General features: G+C 69.8%; 21 protein-coding genes. 17 read left to right on the top strand and 4 right to left on the bottom strand.

All coding sequences use genetic code 11. The features are described 5' to 3' along the window. Nucleotides 1–27: 27 nt before the first annotated feature. From H5411_RS16420 to H5411_RS16410, 3 genes are read left to right on the top strand one after another with little or no spacing between them, the layout of a single operon-like run. Nucleotides 28–360, top strand: coding sequence for an L-rhamnose mutarotase (locus tag H5411_RS16420; protein WP_101435223.1), 333 nt, complete (start codon nucleotides 28–30; stop codon nucleotides 358–360). Next, nucleotides 357–1,331, top strand: a complete 975-nt coding sequence (locus tag H5411_RS16415; protein ID WP_101435222.1) for an aldo/keto reductase — start codon at nucleotides 357–359, stop codon at nucleotides 1,329–1,331. Before H5411_RS16420 ends, H5411_RS16415 begins: the two co-directional genes overlap by 4 nt. Further along, on the top strand, nucleotides 1,328–2,158 hold the full coding sequence (locus H5411_RS16410; RefSeq protein WP_101435221.1) for an amidohydrolase family protein: 831 nt from the start codon (nucleotides 1,328–1,330) through the stop codon (nucleotides 2,156–2,158). Before H5411_RS16415 ends, H5411_RS16410 begins: the two co-directional genes overlap by 4 nt. Before the next feature lie 101 nt (nucleotides 2,159–2,259). Here H5411_RS16410 and shbA read toward each other — a convergent pair whose 3' ends face one another. Both shbA and H5411_RS49775 read right to left on the bottom strand, forming a co-directional pair. Beyond that, nucleotides 2,260–2,916 carry an RNA polymerase sigma factor ShbA gene (gene shbA / locus H5411_RS16405; RefSeq protein ID WP_183124289.1) on the bottom strand — a complete coding sequence of 219 codons (657 nt, stop codon included), beginning with the start codon at nucleotides 2,914–2,916 and terminating at the stop codon, nucleotides 2,260–2,262. A 325-nt stretch (nucleotides 2,917–3,241) separates the two neighbouring features. Next, nucleotides 3,242–3,658 carry a GtrA family protein gene (locus tag H5411_RS49775; RefSeq protein ID WP_183124301.1) on the bottom strand — a complete coding sequence of 139 codons (417 nt, stop codon included), beginning with the start codon at nucleotides 3,656–3,658 and terminating at the stop codon, nucleotides 3,242–3,244. Nucleotides 3,659–5,159: 1,501 nt separating this feature from the next. Here H5411_RS49775 and H5411_RS16395 point away from each other — a divergent pair. Beyond that, nucleotides 5,160–5,465 (top strand): iron-sulfur cluster biosynthesis protein, encoded by a 306-nt coding sequence (locus tag H5411_RS16395; RefSeq protein ID WP_101435218.1) that lies wholly within the window; start codon nucleotides 5,160–5,162, stop codon nucleotides 5,463–5,465. Nucleotides 5,466–5,696: 231 nt separating this feature from the next. On the opposite strand, the gene H5411_RS16390 is transcribed toward H5411_RS16395, so the two are convergent. After that, nucleotides 5,697–6,824: a glycerate kinase gene (locus tag H5411_RS16390; RefSeq protein ID WP_101435217.1), complete on the bottom strand. Its 1,128-nt coding sequence runs from the start codon at nucleotides 6,822–6,824 to the stop codon at nucleotides 5,697–5,699. Then, nucleotides 6,821–7,768, bottom strand: coding sequence for a 2-hydroxyacid dehydrogenase (locus H5411_RS16385; RefSeq protein WP_101435216.1), 948 nt, complete (start codon nucleotides 7,766–7,768; stop codon nucleotides 6,821–6,823). Before H5411_RS16385 ends, H5411_RS16390 begins: the two co-directional genes overlap by 4 nt. Before the next feature lie 432 nt (nucleotides 7,769–8,200). Between H5411_RS16385 and H5411_RS16380 the strand changes: the two genes are divergently transcribed. The 13 genes from H5411_RS16380 to H5411_RS16320 all read left to right on the top strand — a co-directional run bounded on the left by H5411_RS16380 (nucleotide 8,201) and on the right by H5411_RS16320 (nucleotide 19,354). Continuing rightward, nucleotides 8,201–9,010, top strand: coding sequence for a CoA transferase subunit A (locus H5411_RS16380; RefSeq protein ID WP_101435215.1), 810 nt, complete (start codon nucleotides 8,201–8,203; stop codon nucleotides 9,008–9,010). Beyond that, nucleotides 9,007–9,762 carry a CoA-transferase subunit beta gene (locus H5411_RS16375; RefSeq protein ID WP_183124288.1) on the top strand — a complete coding sequence of 252 codons (756 nt, stop codon included), beginning with the start codon at nucleotides 9,007–9,009 and terminating at the stop codon, nucleotides 9,760–9,762. The genes H5411_RS16380 and H5411_RS16375 overlap by 4 nt, the downstream gene beginning before the upstream one ends. Then, entirely contained in the window at nucleotides 9,759–10,940 is a 1,182-nt protein-coding gene (locus H5411_RS16370; RefSeq protein WP_183124287.1) for a thiolase family protein, read from the top strand. The genes H5411_RS16375 and H5411_RS16370 overlap by 4 nt, the downstream gene beginning before the upstream one ends. A 15-nt stretch (nucleotides 10,941–10,955) precedes the next feature. Continuing rightward, nucleotides 10,956–11,690, top strand: a complete 735-nt coding sequence (pcaH, locus tag H5411_RS16365) for a protocatechuate 3,4-dioxygenase subunit beta (protein WP_183124286.1) — start codon at nucleotides 10,956–10,958, stop codon at nucleotides 11,688–11,690. Continuing rightward, the gene (gene pcaG / locus H5411_RS16360) at nucleotides 11,687–12,238 is read left to right on the top strand and encodes a protocatechuate 3,4-dioxygenase subunit alpha (RefSeq protein ID WP_183124285.1); all 552 of its coding nucleotides are present in this window, start codon (nucleotides 11,687–11,689) and stop codon (nucleotides 12,236–12,238) included. Before pcaH ends, pcaG begins: the two co-directional genes overlap by 4 nt. Nucleotides 12,239–12,267: 29 nt before the next feature. Beyond that, nucleotides 12,268–13,047 carry a 3-oxoadipate enol-lactonase gene (gene pcaD, locus H5411_RS16355; RefSeq protein ID WP_183124284.1) on the top strand — a complete coding sequence of 260 codons (780 nt, stop codon included), beginning with the start codon at nucleotides 12,268–12,270 and terminating at the stop codon, nucleotides 13,045–13,047. Then, complete coding sequence (gene pcaC / locus H5411_RS16350) at nucleotides 13,044–13,445, top strand: 4-carboxymuconolactone decarboxylase (protein ID WP_183124283.1); 402 nt, start codon at nucleotides 13,044–13,046, stop codon at nucleotides 13,443–13,445. The genes pcaD and pcaC overlap by 4 nt, the downstream gene beginning before the upstream one ends. Before the next feature lie 10 nt (nucleotides 13,446–13,455). After that, on the top strand, nucleotides 13,456–14,262 hold the full coding sequence (locus H5411_RS16345) for an IclR family transcriptional regulator domain-containing protein (RefSeq protein WP_101435209.1): 807 nt from the start codon (nucleotides 13,456–13,458) through the stop codon (nucleotides 14,260–14,262). Nucleotides 14,263–14,271: 9 nt separating this feature from the next. Then, the gene (locus H5411_RS16340) at nucleotides 14,272–14,862 is read left to right on the top strand and encodes a nucleotidyltransferase family protein (protein WP_183124282.1); all 591 of its coding nucleotides are present in this window, start codon (nucleotides 14,272–14,274) and stop codon (nucleotides 14,860–14,862) included. A gap of 217 nt (nucleotides 14,863–15,079) precedes the next feature. Next, complete coding sequence (locus H5411_RS16335) at nucleotides 15,080–15,958, top strand: AAA family ATPase (RefSeq protein ID WP_101435207.1); 879 nt, start codon at nucleotides 15,080–15,082, stop codon at nucleotides 15,956–15,958. Nucleotides 15,959–16,841: 883 nt separating this feature from the next. Further along, nucleotides 16,842–17,075 (top strand): hypothetical protein, encoded by a 234-nt coding sequence (locus H5411_RS16330; RefSeq protein WP_183124281.1) that lies wholly within the window; start codon nucleotides 16,842–16,844, stop codon nucleotides 17,073–17,075. 58 nt (nucleotides 17,076–17,133) lie between these two features. Next, nucleotides 17,134–18,249, top strand: coding sequence for a vWA domain-containing protein (locus H5411_RS16325; protein WP_183124280.1), 1,116 nt, complete (start codon nucleotides 17,134–17,136; stop codon nucleotides 18,247–18,249). Then, nucleotides 18,242–19,354, top strand: coding sequence for an XdhC family protein (locus H5411_RS16320; RefSeq protein WP_101435205.1), 1,113 nt, complete (start codon nucleotides 18,242–18,244; stop codon nucleotides 19,352–19,354). Before H5411_RS16325 ends, H5411_RS16320 begins: the two co-directional genes overlap by 8 nt. Nucleotides 19,355–19,436: the final 82 nt, after the last annotated feature.

The raw sequence follows: 19,436 nt of genomic DNA, 5'->3' as shown, positions 1-19,436 counted from the left end.
GTGCCACGACTCCTGTCAGGAGGAACGATGACCCACGGCCCGGCGCCGCAAACGGTCGCCTTGCGCACCCGGCTCAAGCCCGGAATGGAGAAAATCTACGAGGAGGTGCACGCGGTCATCCCGCAGGACCTGGACGCCGCCCTGCGCCGAGCCGGCGTGCGGTCGTGGCGGATCTGGCGCGACGGGCTCGACCTGTTCCACTTCGTCGAGGTGGACGATTTCGAGGACATGCGTGCGAAACTCGCCGACGACCCGGCCGACATCGCATGGCAGAAGCGGATCAACGAACTGCTCGACCTCGACCGTTCCGACGTCGCCCACGGCCTCGGACTGGTCTGGCAACTCCCGGCGGAGGCATGACCGTGGACCTTCCTCCGCTGGGACTCGGCGGCGCGCAACTGGGCAACCTCTACCACGCGGTGCCGGACGAAATCGCCGCGGCGAGCGTGCGGCGGGCGTGGGACGAGGGAATCCGCTATTTCGACACCGCGCCGCACTATGGGCTGGGACTGTCCGAACGCAGGCTCGGAGCCGCGCTGGCGGCGTATCCGCGCGCCGAATACGTCCTGTCCACGAAAGTCGGACGAGTGCTGGAACCGCGCGCGGCGGCCCCCGGGGAACGCGACGACCAGGGCTTCGACGTTCCTGCGACCTACCGCCGCCGCTGGGATTTCAGTCGCGACGGGGTGGTGCGTTCGCTGGAATCAAGCCTGAACCGGCTGGGGCTCGACCGCATCGATCTCGTGTACGTGCACGACCCGGACGAGCATTTCGAGGAAGCTGTTTCGGGCGCGTTTCCGGCGTTGCTGGAGTTGCGGGAGCAGGGCGTCGTGGGGGCCATCGGAGCCGGGATGAACCAGGCGCCGATGCTGGCCGAATTCGTGCGCCGGTTCGACCTCGACCACGTCCTGATGGCCGGTCGCTACACCTTGCTGAACCAGCCGGCGTTGGACGAGTTGTTGCCGCTGTGCGCCGAACGCGGTGTCGGCGTCGTGGCCGGTGGGGTGTTCAACGGCGGAATCCTCGCCACAGAACAACCCGGCACTATTTACGATTACGCGACCGCACCCGCGGATCTCGTGGAAAAAGCGCAGCAGATCGCGGAAATCTGTGCGCGACACGGTGTTTCGCTGCCAGAGGCCGCGCTCGCGTTGCCGCGCACGCATCCGGCCGTGGTGTCGGTGGTCGTCGGCGCGCACGACGCCGAGCAGGTGTCGCTGAACGTTCGCCGGGCAGCGGCGAATATCCCGGCCGTCCTGTGGGACGACCTCGCCGACGCCGGCCTGCTGCGGCCGGCCGCCCGCCCCGTCGTGTCCGGAGGAGCCCAGTGATCGACTCGCACCATCACCTGTGGGATCCGGCGCGCCGCGAGTACCCGTGGATGTCCGGCGACGCGCTGGCCCCGATCCGCAAGCCGTACACCGTCGACCATCTGCGCGCGGTGACCACCGCGGCGGGCGTCCATGCCACCGTGCTGGTGCAGACCGTCTCGGACCAGGCGGAAACCGAGGAGTTCCTCGCCACGGCCGCGTCCGAACCGCTGGTGGCCGGTGTCGTCGGCTGGGTCGACCTCGCCGCACCGGATGTGGCGGACCAGCTCGCCCGGCTGCGCGAACTGGGTCCGCTGGTCGGCATCCGGCACCAGGTCGAGGACGAACCGGACCCGGATTGGCTGCTGCGTCCGGAAATCCTGCGCGGCCTGACCGCGGTCGGCGCGGCGGGCCTCGTCTACGACCTGCTCGTGGCACCGGCACAGCTCGCCGCCGCCCGGCACGTCGCCGAACGCTTGCCAGACCTTCGGCTGGTGCTGGACCACGCCGCGAAACCTGGCATCGCAGCCGGCGAATGGCAGCCGTGGGCGGATGGCGTGGCCTCGCTGGCCGCGCACGACAACGTGCACTGCAAGCTGTCCGGCTTGGTGACGGAAGCCGACTGGCGCGAATGGCAGGTGGACCATCTGCGCCGCTACGCAGACCACGTTTTCGAGTCGTTCGGCGCGAACCGGGTCATGTTCGGCTCCGACTGGCCAGTGTGCGAACTGGCGGCAGCGTACGAAGTCGTACTGGACGCGGCGGTGTCGCTGACCGGTGTGCTGAGCGACCCGGAACGGCTGGAGGTCTTCGAGCGCACGGCGGCACGCGTGTATGAACTGAGCTGAGAGATGCGGCGGGCTGAATCCAGAGTGCCGTGCGAAACAGAGCCTGTCGACCTATTCGGCGCTCCGCGGCGGCGTTCCAGCCGTTCGAGTGACCAAACGGCTCAGAAGTCCTGGCCCCGCACCATCTCGCGGAGCTTGGACAGCGCGCGGTGCTGCGTGACGCGGACGTTGCCAGCCGAAATGCCCAGCGTTTCCGCCGTCTCGTTCGCGCTGAGGCCGACGACGATGCGCAGCGCCAGGATCTCCTGCTGCAGCGGCGCGAGACGGGTGAGCAGCTCCTGCAGACGGCTGCCGAGGTCGAGGCGCAGCGCGTGCGATTCCGGCTCGTTGCCGCCGGAAAGCGGGTGTTCCGGAAGCTCGGGCACCGGCTCGGACCGGTCGCGCGCGACGGCGCGATAGGCGTCGGCGACCTTGTTGGCCGCGATCGCGTGCACCAGGTAGAGGAACGAACCGCCGCGGTCCTGGTAGTCGGGAAGGGCCTTGAGAACGGCCATGCAGACGTCCTGCGCGACGTCGTCGGCGGCGAGATAGGAAAGGTCGCGGCCGCCCATCCGGGCCCGGCAGTAACGGGCGACAACGGGGCGGAGCACGTGTAACAGGTCGGCGATCGCGGCTTGATCGCCCTTTCCCGCGGCGCGTACGAGCGGGTCGAGGTCTTCTTTGGTCAGGCGTCCACCGGACCGGGGCAGCGTCGCAGGGCTCACGTAGCCCGCGACGCCGGACACCGCAGTACTGGACGTCTTCGACGGTGCTGTCATGGTCGTCTCCCCGGCAACCCTGCGACCGTCGCTGTCTTGGGGTCAACACTCTGTGATGTTGCGGTCGCAAGTACTCCGATAGAACGGGAGGAGCACTGCGATCGTTGCGACGCTCCGTAACCTTAAGCGGCCGGAGGTCGACCGTCCACATTTCAACTACGAATACCCCGTTAGCAGCAGCGGTCTTGACACAAACGAGACCAGCCGACGCACAGTACGAATCCGGCCTCGCAGCATGTGCGGATGTCCGAATTCGTGCATCACGAAGAGTGATAGACGGGTAGCGCAACAGAGAGTGGTCGCACTGCGGGTAGAACGGGTTTCACTACCGTTCGTGATCTTGTAACGCGTCCGTTCGCCGCGCCCGGGCGAAAACCCACCATCGCAGAACGGCGAACCGGACGACCCCGCCGACGAAGCTCGCCGCGAGCAGTGCGGCGGTTTGCTGCCCGGCCGACGGATGCGTGACCACGGCGTCGAGGGCCGCGAGGACCAGCGATCCGTAGCCGGCGTAGAAGGCGAAGGTCACGAGGTCCTGCAGATGCCGCTTGCCCGCGCGGCTGGTCCGGTCGGCGAACGTGATGCGCCGGTGGAACTCGGTGTTGCCGACCGTCGTGATCGCGAGCGCGACGAGATTCGCCCATTGCGCGCCGATTTCCGGACGGAAGGCGAGGAAGAGGACGGCCTGCAGCCCGGTGGTGACGACCCCGGCGGCCAGGTACCAGGCAGCATGACCACCCATTTCGCGGCGGCGGGCAATGCGGTCGCCGGAGTGGTTTGGCTGATTGTCGGCGACGTCCACGGGTGCTGGGTTCGCGTGGGGCTCGTCGTGGGCGGGTCCGGCTTCCAGATCCGTCGCGGCTCGTGGCTGGTGGGCGGCTACAGCGGCCGTGCTGTTGGCGGGCTTCGACGGCAGCAGCTCAGGGTCGGTCGCCGCTTCATGGCGAGCTTCGTTCGGATTCGCCGTTGAGTGGCGACTGGCGCGTCCACTGGTGGCGTCCGGTCGTGACAGCTCAGCGTCACCGGTTGCTGGCAGCGGGCGAAGGGTGTTCGCGGGGGCATTCAAGCGATGACGGGCGATTTCGGATGGTGCCAACTGGCCGTCGCTGGTTGCCGATTCGTGGCGATTCGCGTCCGCGTCGCTTAGCTGGTCGTGACTGACGGCCCCGTCCCGGGGGACTGGCGGCAGCGAGGGTGCAGAGGCAGTTGCCGTTCCGTGGCGATCGACGCTTGCGTCGGCTGGCAGGGGGCGGCGGGAGCTGCCGCCTTCGGGCTTCGACGGCAACTGGTCAGCGTCCAGATCGGTCGTTCCCCGGCTGTCAGCGCTCGGATTTGCCGCTGAGCGGCGACGGGCATTCTCTCCACGGCGGTCGGCGGCGTCGGAGAGGTCGTGGCGAGTGTCGATCTCGTCGGGGAGCGCGGCCAGCTCGTTGTCGGCTGCGCGATGCTGGCCCACAGTCGCATCGAAGCCCGGGGAACGATCGCTTGAAGGCTCGTCGAGCGTGCGGAAATCCGGCAGCGCGTCATCACCGACTGGGGCGCTGCTGGCTTTGCGCCGGGGACGGATTCCGATCCGGCCGCGCGGCTTCCACCGGGTGGTGGTCATAGTTCCGACGCTAGCTCCGCTTCGCCCGCTGATGCCCTAGCCGGCCGTCGGAAACCCTGTGATTCCGACGACAGCCGTTCGGCCCGTTTCACTCGATGCCGCCTCGGGTAGCTCACCACGAACAACCGGACTTTCGGGAGGTGCCCGTGAGCGATCCCGGTGACGACACTCTTCGCGAGAGTCAAGCACCCGGTGCTGACGGCTCTCCGGTCGCCCCGTTTCGCGCGTCCGGCTCGAGAGGCGCGGCTGCTTCCGGCGAGGTCCGGGAGAGTCAGCGGGCGGGGGACGAGCCCGAGGTGCGGCCGCCGGTGGCCGGCGAGCAGGGATCGGTCGATGCCGTCGCCGAGTCTGGCAACGGAGGCGAAGCCGAACCGGGGTCACTCGACTCGACTGGGGCCGGCTGGCCCCCGGTGTCGCCACAGGGCGAACGGGTCGACCACGGCGGCTGCACGGTCGCCGACGCGATCCGGTCGGCCATGGCCCGAAGATCGTGATCTCAAACGTATTTGTGACAGGTTCCACCGTCGCGGCAATGGCCTCGCGCTCACACTGCGCGACCGTCGTGCCGCCTTTAGCGTGAAAAACCACCCTGCAACCGACCGCGCGCATCCGACTGCGACGAAGGGAAGGCCGAAAGATGCTGACCGTTACCGAAGCCGCCGCCGAGGCGATCACCGCGTTGACCGCTGATCAAGGCAGTGACTCCGACCAGAGCGGCCTGCGCTTCGCGCTGCAGAGCATGGAAGGCGACGGTGCCCAGCTGGCGCTGTCGGTAGCCCCGGCCCCGGAGGACGGCGACCGCATCGTCGGCGCCGACGGCGGGGCGAAGGTCTTCCTCGAGCCGCAAGCAGCGGCGCTGCTCGACGACAAGGTCCTCGACGTTCAGCAGGACGACACCGGCGACGTCGCCTTCGCCGTCCTGCCCCAGCAGCAGTCCGCCTGACGGGCGGCGCAAGCAAGCGCCCGGCCACGGGGTCCGCGCGGCGGCATCCGTCCGCTGATCCCGTGTGCCGTTCGCCGGTGCCGTCGGACGTCTCGGGGCGTCCTGGCCCGGCGAGTTGATTCAGGGCCGATCCCGGGGCGGCGCTGCCGCCCAAGACGCGGGTTGTCCAGATGACGGGGTGGCTGCGTTGTTGTGCAGAGCGCTCCCGCGGTCGATCGCGGGAGCGCTCTGTTACTGAGTGCGCAGCCAGTCCCGCACCAGCACGCAGGCCCGTTCGCGCAGCAGTTCCGCGGCGTGGCTGCGGGCATAGTCCAGCGACGGCGCGTGGTCGATCAGCGCGCTGCTGCCCACGACTCCCAGCCCGGCCAGCGCGTCCGCGTCCAGCTGGATCCGTCCGGCGAGCACCAGCAGCGGGACACCCGTCCGCCCGGCGCGGGCCGCGATGCCTGCCGGGGCCTTGCCGGACAGCGACTGCTCGTCCAGCGAACCCTCACCGGTGATCACCAGGTCCGCGCCGGTCAGCGCGGTATCGACGCCGGTCAAGGCGGCAATCAGGTCGAAGCCGGACTCGACCGTCGCGCCGAGTCCCGCGATCGCTCCCGCCGCGACACCTCCGCCCGCCCCGGCTCCGGGAAGGTCGGAGACGTCGGGCGCGCCAGCCTGTACAAGCGCCTTAGCCCAGTGCGACAGCGCTTCGTCGAGCGCGTGCACGTCCTCCGGACCAGCCCCCTTTTGCGGACCGAACACGGCCGCCGCCCCGTTCTCGCCGAGCAGCGGATTCGTCACGTCTGTCGCGACCGCGACCGGCACGGCGCCCAGCCGTTCCCGCACGGGACCCAGATTTACGCGCGCGACCTGCGCCAGCGACCCGCCGCCCAGACCGACCGGTGCACCGGACGCGTCGACGACCTCCGCACCGAGCGCGGCCAGCATCCCGGCACCGCCGTCGGTGCTCGCGGTGCCGCCGACGGTCAACACGAGCCGCCGCGCTCCGCGAGCGAGGGCGTCGTTCAGCAGCTCGCCGACGCCCCACGTGTGCGCGGCCAGCGCGACTTCCCGGCTCGGCGTCACGAACTCGATCCCGCAGGCCCGCGCCGATTCGACGTAGGCCGTGCCGTCGAGCAGGACGTACCGAGCCTCGACCTGTTCGGCGAGCGGCCCGCGCACCGACAACCGCACCATGGAGCCGCCCGCGTTCTCGAGCACCTCCAGCGTCCCTTCGCCGCCGTCGGCGACGGGGCACGCGGAGATCTCGGCATCCGGCAACGCATCGCGCACGCCGTGCGCGATCGCCTCCGTCACCTCGACCGCGGTCAGGCTTCCCTTGAACTTGTCCGGTGCGATCACGACCCGGGTCATCGGCCCACCTCCGTCAGCGGCTCGGAGCCGGCGAGCACCGAGACGACGTTGCGCGCGGCCAGCACCGCCATCGCCGTACGCGTTTCCACCGTCGCCGATCCGAGGTGCGGCGTCAGCACCACGTCGTCGCGGTTCAGCAGCCGTGGCTCGACGTCCGGCTCCTTCTCGAACACGTCCAGCGCCGCGCCCGCGATCTCGCCGGCTTCGAGCGCGTCGGCCAGAGCCGACTCGTCGACCACCGGACCGCGCGTGGTGTTGACCAGGTACGCGCTCGGCTTCATCGTCCGCAATGCGTCCGCGTCGATGAGGTGTCGGGTCTCGGGAGTCAGCGGACAGTGCAGCGACACGAAGTCGGAACGCCGCAGCAGCTCGTCGAACGACACGAACTCGCCGTCGAAGTCCGGTTTCGCCGACCGTCCGGAGTAGACGACCCGCATCCCGAACGCCGCCGCCCGCGTCGCCACCGCGCGGCCGATCTGCCCGAGCCCGACGATGCCGAGCGTCTTGCCCTGCAGTCCGGACCCGAGCAGGAAGCCGAGGTGGAACGACCACGGCTGCCGTGCGCGCAGCAAACGTTCGCCTTCGCCGAGCCGCCGCGAAACGGCCAGCAGCAATCCGAACGTGAGATCCGCGGTGGCGTCGGTGAGCACGCCTGGCGTGTTGGCGACCACGACCCCGCGCTCGGCCAGTGCACTGACCTCCACGTTGTCGTAGCCCACCGCGACGTTCGCGACGATCTTCAGACCGGGACCCGCCGCGTCCGCGACTGAGCCGTCGATCCGGTCGTGCAGCATCGACACCACCGCGGCCGATCCGGCGACGAACTTCCGCAGTTCCTCGGGCGTGAGCGGCCGGTCCTCCGGCGAGATTTCGACTTCGCCTGCCTCGCCGAGCACCTGCACGGCCTCGTCCGGGATCCAGCGGGTGACAGCGATCTTCGGCATGGCGAGCAGCCTAATGCCGACCGTGCCGCCCGGGCGAGGTTCGCGGCGCGCTCACCGCCGGACACCCGCCTGAGCTGCGACGGAGCGTCCGACCGCGACAGAACGCCGCCGACGGAGGGCAGTGCCCGAATTCCGCATTGCGGTACCACGCAACGAAATCCGGTCTCCCGCCGACCGCGCCGCTCTGTGCCTGCCGCTATACCCGTTCGCCGACTCCTCGCGCACCGTGTTGTCTTATCGCCTCACCTCATTCCTCTCGAAGCCGCGAACCTCGCGGTGTCTTGTGCCGTCTGTCCGGACGTCCGCTTCACCTTTTGGCACTCCCGCGGGCGGCCGGATCGTGTTATGTTCATATGTAGAACTTCTGTGCGCGATGCGAACACGCTAGCACGGAACGCCGGAAGCAGGAAGATCCAGACGGAAGGGCTCGTGATGGCAAGGGTGCTGTCGCTCGGCGAGGCGGTCGCCGAGCTGGTGCACGACGGAGACACCGTCGCTCTCGAGGGCTTCACGCACCTCATTCCCGTGGCGGCCGGGCACGAGATCATCCGTCAGGGCAGGCGGAACCTCACGCTCGTGCGGATGACGCCGGACATCGTTTACGACCAGCTCATCGGAGCGGGCTGTGCGAGCAAGCTGATCTTCTCGTGGGGCGGCAACCCCGGGGTCGGCTCGCTGCACCGGTTCCGCGACGCCGTGCAGCACGCGTGGCCGTCGCCGCTGGAGATCGAGGAACACAGCCATGCGGGCATGGCGAACCGTTATGTCGCAGGTGCTTCCGGGTTGCCGTTCGCGGTGCTGCGCGGGTACACCGGCACCGACCTGCCCGCGCAGACGGACACGATCAAGCCGATCACCTGCCCGTTCACCGGCGAGCAGCTCACCGCGGTGCCCGCGCTGAACCCGGACGTCACGATCGTGCACGCGCAGCGCGCCGACCGGGCGGGCAACGTCCAGCTGTGGGGCATCGCGGGCGTGCAGAAGGAAGCGGTGCTCGCGGCCAAGCGGTCGCTGGTCACCGTCGAAGAGATCGTCGACGAGCTGGAGCCCCGGCCGGGCGCGCTGGTCCTTCCGTCCTGGGCGGTCACCGCGGTGGCCGAGGTGCCGCACGGCGCGGCGCCGTCGTATGCCGCCGGGTACTACGAGCGGGACAACGCGGCGTACCAGGCGTGGGACGAGATCGGACGGGACCGCGAGGAATTCGGCAAGTGGCTGAACGAGCTGACCGGGGTGAAGGCATGAGCGCGTACACCGCCGACGAGATGATGAGCATCGCCGCGGCCCGTGCGCTCGGCGAGGGCATGTCGTGTTTCGTCGGGATCGGGTTGCCCAGCACGGCGGCCAACCTGGCTCGTCGCACGCACGCCCCGAACCTCACACTGATCTACGAATCGGGCTGTCTCGGCGCGAAACCCAGCAGGCTGCCGCTGTCGATCGGCGACGGCGAGCTGGCCGACACCGCCGACGCCGTCGTCAGTGTGCCCGAGGTGTTCAATTACTGGCTGCAGCCCGGCCGGATCGACGTCGGGTTCCTCGGCGCGGCGCAACTCGACAAGTTCGGCAACATCAACACCACCGTCATTGGTTCCGACTACCACGATCCGAAGGTGCGCCTGCCCGGCGCGGGCGGGGCGCCGGAGATCGCCGCGTCCTGCAAGGAAGTGTTCGTCGTGCTGCGGCAGAGCAAGCGGACGTTCGTGGACAAGGTCGACTTCGTGACGTCGTTCGGCCACGGCACCGGGCGCGGCGACCGCGAACGGCTTGGCCTGCGCGGCGCCGGGCCGACGCTCGTGGTCACCGACCTCGGGCTGATACGGCCCGACCCGGACACCGCGGAGCTCACTCTCACCGAACTGCACCCCGGCGTCGAGCTGGACCAGGTCGTGGAAGCGACGGGGTGGACACTGAAGGCGGCCGCGGACCTCAAAACCACACCCGCGCCCACCGAACGCGAATTGACCCTGCTCCGTGAACTGAAGAAGGCCGGCGAATGAGCGACGCTTATGTACTCGACGCGATCCGCACTCCCTTCGGGCGCTACGGCGGCGCTCTCTCCGGAGTGCGTCCTGACGACCTGGCCGCGGGCGTCCTGCGCGCGCTGGCCGAGCGCAACGGGCTCGATCCGTCCACTGTGGACGAGGTGGTGCTCGGTGACGCCAACGGGGCGGGCGAGGACAACCGCAACGTGGCGCGGATGGCCGCGCTCCTCGCCGGCTGGCCGACCTCGGTGCCCGGCGCGACGGTGAACCGGTTGTGCGGGTCCGGCGTCGAGGCGACCATGCAGGCGAGCCGGGCGATTCAGGTCGGCGACGCTTCGCTGGTGGTCGCGGGCGGCGTCGAATCGATGAGCCGCTCGCCGCTGGTGATGCCGAAGCCGGACAAGGCTTTCCCGGCCGGCAACCAGACGCTGTACAACACCGCGCTCGGCTGGCGGATGGTCAACCCGGCGATGCCGTCGCAGTGGACCGTCTCCCTCGGCGAGTCCACCGAGCTGCTCGCCGAGCGTTACGGCATCGGTCGCGACGAGCAGGACGCGTTCGCCGCGCGCAGTCACGTGAACGCCGCGCGGGCGTGGGACGAGGGCTTCTACGACGATCACGTGGTTCCGGTCGAAGGCGTCGAACTGGCCCGGGACGAGGGCATCCGGCCGGACTCCTCGCCTGAGAAGCTCGCGAAGCTGAAAACAGTGTTCAGCAAGGAAAATGGCACCGTCACGGCGGGGAACGCGTCGCCGCTGAACGACGGTGCGTCGGCGTTGCTGCTCGGCGACGAGGCCGCGGCCGAACGGCTCGGCAAGACGCCGCTGGCCCGGATCGCCGGCCGCGGCGCCGCGGGGGTCGATCCGGACGTGTTCGGCATCGGCCCGGTGCGCGCGGCGGAGATCGCGCTGGAACGGGCGGGCATCGACTGGAACGACCTCGCCGCGGTGGAACTCAACGAGGCGTTCGCGGCGCAATCGCTGGCCTGCCTGAAAGAGTGGTCGAAGCTCGACCCCGAAATCGTCAACGTCAACGGCGGGGCCATCGCGATCGGGCACCCGCTGGGCGCGTCCGGCGGCCGGATCATCGGCACGCTGGCGCATCACCTCCGCCGCACCGGCGGTCGCTGGGGCCTCGCGGCGATCTGCATCGGCGTCGGCCAGGGGCTCGCTGTCGTGCTCGAGAATCGCTGAGAAAGGGGAGGCATCGTGGCCACACCAACCGACCGGCGCCTGCCGCAGTACCGGCCCGATCCGGACGGCACCCATCCGCCGCTCGACTACGCGCCGTACCGCTCAACGGCGTTGCGGCATCCGAAGCAGCCGCTGGTCCTGCTGCCGCAGATGCTCACCGAGGTCACCGGCCCGCTGCTCGGCCCGGGGCGGCTCGGCGAACTCGACAACGACCTCACCCGCCAGCACGCGGGCGAGCCGCAGGGCCAGCGGATCATCGTCACCGGACGGCTTCTCGACGGGGACGGGCGGCCGATCCGCAACTCGCTCGTCGAGATCTGGCAGGCCAACGCGGGCGGCCGCTACCGGCACACCGGCGACCGCTGGCCGTCCCCGCTCGACCCGAACTTCGACGGGCTCGGCCGCACGCTGACCGACGACGCCGGACGCTACGAGTTCACCACCATCAAGCCCGGTGCGTACCCCTGGAAGAACCACGACAACGCCTGGCGTCCGGCGCACATCCACTTCTCGGTGTTCGGTTCGGCGTTCACCCAGCGGCTCGTCACCCAGATGTACTTCCCGGACGACCCGCTGTTCTCCCAGGACCCGATCTTCAACTCCATTCCGGACGAGAAGGCGCGGCAGCGGATGATCTCCCGGTTCGACCTCGACCGCACAGAAGAGGAATGGGCCCTGGCGTTCCAGTTCGACATCGTGGTGCGCGGGCGCGAACAGTCGGTGTTCGAGGACGAGGAGGAGGACGAGTGAGGCTGGAAAGCACGCCCTCGCAGACCGTCGGGCCGTACCTGTCCATCGGGCTGCCCTGGGACGACGGGCCGTTCGTGGTCCCGGAAGGCACTGAAGGCGCGGTGTGGATCCGCGGCGGGGTCTACGACGGATCGGGCAATCCGGTTCCCGACGCGATGATCGAGACGTGGCAGGCGGATCCGGACGGCAGGTTCGACCACCCCGACGACCCGCGCGGCAAGCCCGCCGGTCCGTTCCGGGGATTCGGCCGGTGTCCCACCGACGAGCAAGGCCAGTACCGGATTCTCACGCTGCTGCCCGGAATCGTGCCGGACGCGTCCGGGGCCGCCCAGGCGCGCCACATCGACGTGTCGGTGTTCGCGCGCGGGCTGCTGAACCGGGTCGTCACGCGCATGTACTTCGAGGATCAGGACAACGCCGGCGACGCCGTGCTGGCGAGCGTTCCCGAGGAACGGCGGGATACGTTGCTGGCCAAGAAGGACGGTGCCGGCTACCGGTTCGACGTACGTTTGCAAGGCGAAGGCGAGACGGTGTTCTTCGCGGTCTGACCGGCCGTGTCCATTGTGGAGGTTCAAGCGTGAGCAGTGTCCGGGTGCACCGGGTCGTCGAAGGTCCGGCAGCGGGTCCGGTGGTGGTGTTCTCCAACTCGATCGGCAGCGATCACCGGATGTGGGAGCCGCAAGTCGCGCCGTTGACCGAACGCGGATTCCGCGTGGTCCGCTACGACCCGCGCGGCCACGGGTCGTCGCCGGTGCCGCCGGGGCCGTACGACCTGGCCGATCTGGGCGGCGACGTGCTGGGCCTGCTCGATGACCTCGGTGTTGAGCGCGCGCACTTCGTCGGCCTGTCGCTCGGCGGGATGACCGGGATGTGGCTCGGCGCGAACGCCGCGGAGCGGTTGTCGAGCCTCACGCTGTGCTGCACGTCCGCGCTGCTCGGACCGCCCGAGATGTGGGCCGATCGCGCACGCCTCGTACGGGCCGAAGGCACCGGTGCGGTCGCGGAAGCCACCGTCGGACGCTGGGTCACTCCGGGCTACGCGCAGGCGCATCCCGACCAGGTCGCGTACCTGCGCGAGATGGTCGCGTCCCAGCCCGACGAGGGGTACGCCGGATGCTGCGAGGTGATCGAGCGGATGGATCTCACCGGCGACCTGCCGAAGATCTCCGTTCCGACGCTGGTGATCGCCGGTGCCGACGATCCGTCGACGCCCGCCGAGCCGCACGCGAGGGTCATCGCGGAAGGGATCCCCGGCGCCCGGCTCGAGGTTGTCGCCTCCGCCGCGCACCTGGGCAGCTACGAACAGCCGGGCGAATTCACCCGGCTGATCCTCGAGCGGATCACGGAGGAGCAGTGACCGGAGACCGGTACGAGGCGGGCATGCGGGTGCGCCGCGAGGTGCTCGGCGACGAGCATGTCGACCGGGCGGTCGCGCGGACCACCGAGTTCAGCAAGCCGTTCCAGGAGTACATCACCGAAGCGGCGTGGGGTTCGGTGTGGACGCGCGACGGCCTCGACCGGCGCACCCGCAGCTGCATCACGCTGGCCGCGCTCACCGCGCTGCACTGCCACGACGAGCTGGCGATGCACGTCCGCGCGGCCGTGCGCAACGGGCTCACCGCGGACGAGATCCGCGAGGTCCTGCTGCACACCGGCGTGTACGCGGGCGTCCCCGCGGCGAACACGGCGATCGGGATCGCCCAGCGCGTCCTCGCGGAGCTGGGAGAATCCACCGCCCAGCCGCCGGGCGGATAAGGTTCGCCGCATGGACTCCGACGACCAGGCCGAACGCGGGGCGCACCACGTGCAGTCGCTGGAGCGCGGGCTGGCGGTGATCAAGGCGTTCAGCGCCGAGGCCCCGCATCCGACGCTCAGCGACGTCGCGCGCGCCACCGGGCTGACCCGTGCGGCCGCGCGCCGGTTCCTGCTGACTCTCGTGGATCTCGGTTACGTCCGCACCGACGGCAAGTACTTCTCGCTCACCGCGCGCGTGCTGGAACTCGGCTACGCCTATTTGTCCAGCCTCAGCCTGGCCGAGATCGCGCAACCGCACCTGGAGCGGCTGTCGGCGGAGGTGCACGAGTCGAGTTCGGTGTCGGTGCTGGAGATCACCGACATCGTGTACGTCGCGCGCGTCGCGGTGTCGCGGATCATGACGGTGAGCATCAACGTCGGCACGCGGTTCCCGGCGCACGCCACGTCGATGGGACACGTGCTGCTCGCCGACATGAATCAGACTGAACTCAACGCCTACTTCATCGTCGCCAACCTCAACCGGTTGACCTCGCACACGCTCACTGAACGCGCCGCTCTCGAGGCCGAGCTGGCCAAGGTCCGGGAGCAGGGCTGGGCGATGGTCGACCAGGAACTAGAGGAAGGTCTGCGTTCGGTCGCCGCGCCGATCCGCAACAAGGCGGGGCGCGCGGTCGCCGCGGTGAACATCTCGACGCACGCGAGCCGGACGTCGGTCGAGACCGTCCGGACCCAGTTCGTTCCGCCATTGCTCGACACCGCGGCTGCCATTTCGGCCGAGCTCGCCGCGGTCGCCCCCGGACGAGCGATCCAGGGCTGAGGAGGGCCGATGCCGGAACCGGTTGCCGGACTGCTGCTCGCCGCCGGCGCGGGACGGCGGTTCGGCGGTCCGAAAGCACTGGTCGAGTACGACGGGGAACCGCTGGTCCGGCGGGCGGTCCGGAACCTGGCCGAGGCCGGATGCGCCTCGGTGCGGGTGGTGGTCGGAGCGTCGGCTGAGCAGGTCCGGGAGCTGCTGCCGCCGGACGTGACCGCGGTGCCCGCGGTGCGGTGGCAGGCCGGGATGGGGGAGTCGCTGAAGGCCGGGCTCGAATCGCTCGCGGAGGAGCCGGCGGTGGCGGCGCTCGTGCACCTGGTGGATCTGCCGTGGGTGCCGGCCGAGGCGCTCGCGCGGATCGTCGGGGAGGCCTCCGAGGACGCCGTCGTGCGGGCCGCTTACCAGGGGGTTCCGGGGCATCCGGTGTTGTTCGGGCGGCGTTGGTGGGGCGAGATCGCGGCTTCGGCGCGCGGCGACCACGGGGCGCGGGACTGGTTGCGCGGACGGGCGGACGTGCGACTGGTCGAGTGCGGTGACCTCGGGAGCGGCAGCGATGTCGATCGGCCTGGGGACCTGGCCGGGCCTGGTTCGGAGCGGCGATGAGCGGTGCGGTGGTGCGCGGCTCGGGCGGCGAGTGAAATCTGGCTGCGGGCTTGCCGGTCGTCAGGATTGCGGTCACTGAATCCGGGCGAGGTTCCGCCGAGCGACGGCTGGAGCCCGCGACGAACTCGTGGTGAATCGTGGCGCTGAGCGTGCGGCATCCCGTGGCCGGGAGGCGGCGAACGGCGAACTTGGCTGTCTCGGATCTACGATCGGGGGCGTGACAGAGTCCCTCGCCTCGCCCGACGCGCTCGCGGCCGCCCTCGACACCACCGGTTACCTCGCCGACGAGGGGCTGGCCACCGCGGGTTTTCTCGCGACGCAGATGCAGCGTCCGCTCTTCTGCGAAGGCGAGCCGGGCACCGGGAAGACCTCGCTGGCGCTTGCCTTGTCCGAGGCGCTGAAGTGGCCGTTGGTGCGGCTCCAGTGTCACGAGGGCATCGACGCCGCGCAGGCGCTTTACGAATGGGACTTCCCCCGTCAGCTGCTGCACCTGCGGGCCCTCGAAGCGGCCGACGGCGGACGGCTCGACGCGGACACTGCCGAGCGTTCGCTGTACACGGAGCGCTTCCTGCTCGCGCGTCCGCTGCTGCAGGCGCTCACCACGACGCCGTGCGTGCTGTTGGTGGACGAGATCGATCGCGCGGACGACGAGTTCGAGGCGTTCCTTCTGCAGTTGCTGGACGAGTACACCGTCACGATCCCGGAGTACGGCGAGGTGCGTGCGGAGCAGCCGCCGCTGGTGGTGCTGACGTCCAACCGGACCCGCGAGGTGCACGACGCGCTCAAGCGCCGGTGCCTTTACCACTGGCTCGAGCATCCGGACCTGGCTCGGGAAATCAGCATCCTGCGCCGTCGGCTGCCCGGGATCGGCGAGACGCTCGCCCGGCAGATCGCCGACGCGGTGCACCGGCTGCGAGCGATGGACCTGCTCAAGCCGCCGGGCGTCGCCGAATCTCTTGACTGGGCACGGGCTTTGCTCGCGCTCAAGCGTGACGAACTGGACGCCGCGACGGCCGCGCGCACCCTGGGTGCGGTGCTGAAGTACAGCGAGGATCTCGACCGGGTGCGGGCGAAACTGGACACGCTGTTCTCTTGACTTTCCGTCTATTGTGGACGATCGGATAATTCCGTTGCGGCGGTGTGCGGGATCGGGCATGCTTGAACCATCGCTGGAACGACTTCGCCGACTTCACTGATTTTGTTTTTGTGACTGTGACTGTGCCGGAAGGAGGGCTCGTGACCGACTTCGACCGGACTGCCCTCCTGGCTGTCCGCTGAGTTCCGTTCTTTCCTGAAGGTTCCGCGCGCCCGCCTTGCGCTACCGAGGCTGGCCGCTGCGCGCAACCACGGTCCGCGCACGCTGTCCCGGAGGCGGGACGGCGTGCGCGGCCGCCCTTCGCAGACGCGATGGGGTTGCGTGGAGTGGGGCCTGGGGAGTTCGGCGCGGCGTGCGGCTGGTGGGCCGAGCGGGGCGGAGCGGCTGGGCGGCTTGATGCGGCGCGCGGGTTGTTGGGGCCAGGCGGGTGCCTCGGCGGCTCGACGCGATGGGGCGTCGGGTGGGCAAGCGGGGCAGTGCCTGGGAGGTTGGAGCCCGGGGAACTGTGGCGGTGCTTCTCGAAGGAAGCAGTAGTGCGCGGAATCATCGGTACGGCACGGGTGCTTGCGAGCGCTACCGGCTAGGAGTTCCGGTTGAGTGCACGGGCCGAAGTTGCCGGATGGTTCGGATGCGGCGCGGGAGTTTTTGCCGATCTTGAGCAGCTCGGGCCGGGCGTCGGAAGCGGGAGGTTAGGTGTCGGCCGGGCGGGCAGACACGGGCTGGACAGCGCGGTACGGGCAGGGCCGGTTGTGATCGCAAGGCGCGGCGAACTGGAAATGAGATGGCGCGCGCCGGAACATCTGCGGGGCCGCTGCGGTTCAGACTGGAATGGCGGTGCGGAGGAACGCTGGCGAGCTGGAGCAGCTCAAGCCGGATCCTTGGCGTGCGCGAGAACCTCGGTCCGGCCAAGGACCTCGGCGCGACCACGAAGGCCCGCACGACCACGAAGCTTCGCATGACCACGAAGGTCGCGACCACGACGTCCCACACGGCCGCGAAGTTCCGCGAGACCAAAAACCGCCGCGCGCCAAGATCGTTGCTGGCAACCCCCGGCACGTGGTCGAACAGTCGCCCAAGACAGCTGAACCGTCCGTCGGAGCTAGTGAAGGACGCCTGAACCAGGCCGGATCGGCTGTCGGGGCGCGGTTTTCGGTGTTGGGGTCACAATGGGGGACATGAGCACCGAAGTCGCTGACCCGCTTGCTGGCTACGCTGGGTTCGCGGCGGCGTTGCGGGAGGCGGGCGTCGCCTGTGACGCGCGGCGGGTGCAGGCTTACCTGTCCGCGGTGGCGAAGGTCGACGTCGCTCGGCCGACGCAGTTGTACTGGGTCGGGCGGTTGACGCTCTGTTCCGATCCCGACGACCTGCCCCGGTACGAGGAAGCCTTCGCGCGGTGGTTCGAGGGGGACGACAGTCCGAAGGCGACGTCGGGGACTCCGGTGCGGAAGCAGGCCCGGATCGCGCCGCTGGTCGCGGCTGGTGGCGAGGGGGACAGCACCCAGGAATCCCACGACTCGCTCCGGGTCGCGGCGAGCGACCATGAGGTTCTCCGGCATCGGGATCTCGCCGAGCTCACCAAAGCTGAGCGGGAGCACTTGCGGGAGTTGCTCGCGACACTGCATCCGGTCTTGCCGCGGCGGCGAGCGGCGCGGCGGGCACCTGCGCATCGGGGTGCGCTTGACCCGGCGCGGACTTTGCGGGCGATGCTCGCGTCCGGCGGCGAGCCTGTTCGGCTGGCCCATCTTCGCCGGGGGACAAGGGCGCGGAAAGTCGTGTTGCTGATCGACGTTTCCGGTTCGATGAGCCCGTATGCCGACGCGTTGCTGCGGTTCGCGCATGTCGTCGCGCGGGCGGCACCGATGTCGGTCGAGGTATTTACGCTGGGTACTCGGATGACGCGAGTGTCCCGTCAGCTCCGGCAACGCGATCCGGAGCAAGCGATGCTCGCCGCCGGCACCGCGGTGCCCGATTTCGCTGGTGGGACGCGGCTTGGCGAGACGCTCCGGGTCTTTCTCGACCGGTGGGGCCAGCGCGGGTTCGCGCGACGGGCGGTAGTCACCGTGTTCTCCGACGGGTGGGAGCGCGGCGACGTCAGCCTGCTGGCCGAGCAGCTTGGCAGGCTGCGCCGCCTCGCGCACGCCGTATTCTGGGTGAATCCGCACGCAGGGCGCGAGGGTTATGCTCCGGTCCAATCCGGCATCGTGGCCGCCCTGCCGCACATCGACCGGTTGCTGGCCGGGCACAGCCTGGCGACGTTGGAACGACTCCTCGGGGAGATTGCCGATGCGTGACGTACTGGACGACGTGTACCGCCGCTGGCAGGCGGGCGAAACGGTCGGGCTCGGCACGGTGGTGGCCACGTTTTCGTCGGCGCCGCGGGCACCGGGCGCGTCGATGATGGTCGCGCCGGACGGCACGGTCGTAGGGAGTGTGTCCGGCGGCTGCGTCGAGGGCGCGGTGTACGAACTGGCCAACGAGGTCGTCGCCGAGCGGAAGCCGGTTTTGCAGCGGTACGGCGTCAGCGACGACGACGCCTTCGCGGTCGGGCTGACCTGCGGCGGGATCATCGACATCTACGTCGAGCCGGTGGACCGCGAATCGATGCCGGAACTGGAGCGCGTCGTCGAGTCGGTGCGCGGCGGCGAGCCGGTCGCGGTCGTCACGATCGTGGAGCACGAGACACCGGGTTTGGTCGGCGAGCACATGATCGTGTGGCCGGACCGGGTCGAGGGGTCCCTTGGCTCGTCCCGGATGAACGATGCCGTCGCGGACGACGCGCGCGGGCTTCTTGCCGCCGGACGCACCGGGACCCTCCACTACGGACCGGACGGGCAACGTCGCGGCGAGGGTATGGCCGTCTTCGTGAACTCCTTCGAGCCGCCGCCGCGACTGCTTGTGTTCGGAGCGATCGACTTCGCCGCCGCGATGGCACGGATGGGTGCTTATCTCGGATATCAGGTGACGGTGTGCGACGCGCGTCCGGTGTTCGCGACCAGCAGCCGATTCCCGGAGGCGCACGACGTGGTGGTCGACTGGCCGCACCGTTACCTGAAGGCCGAGGCTGAGGCGGGCCGGATCGACGGGCGGACGGCGATCGCGGTCCTCACGCACGATCCGAAGTTCGACGTGCCGCTGCTGGAGGTCGCGCTGCGGCTCGACGTCGGGTACGTCGGCGCGATGGGTTCCCGCAAGACACACGACGACCGGTTCGCGCGGCTGCGCGAGGCGGGGATCACCGAGAGCGAGCTGGAACGCCTGTCGTCGCCGATCGGCCTCGACCTCGGCGCGCGCACGCCGGAAGAGACGGCCGTGTCGATCGCCGCGGAGATCATCGCCCTGCGCTGGAGCGGGACCGGGCAGCGGCTGGCGGCGTTGAGCGGGCGGATCCACAGCTGATCTGCAGGGAGAGCTGAGGCCCGGCCCGGGATTCGGTGCCTGACGGCGCTGGGCCGAGCGGCTGATCGGCTTCGCGGAGCGG

Source organism: Amycolatopsis echigonensis, from assembly GCF_014174495.1.
GTDB lineage: Bacteria > Actinomycetota > Actinomycetes > Mycobacteriales > Pseudonocardiaceae > Amycolatopsis > Amycolatopsis echigonensis.
Note: the sequence above shows the minus strand (reverse complement) of the source record. Positions and strands in the feature narration are given on the sequence as shown.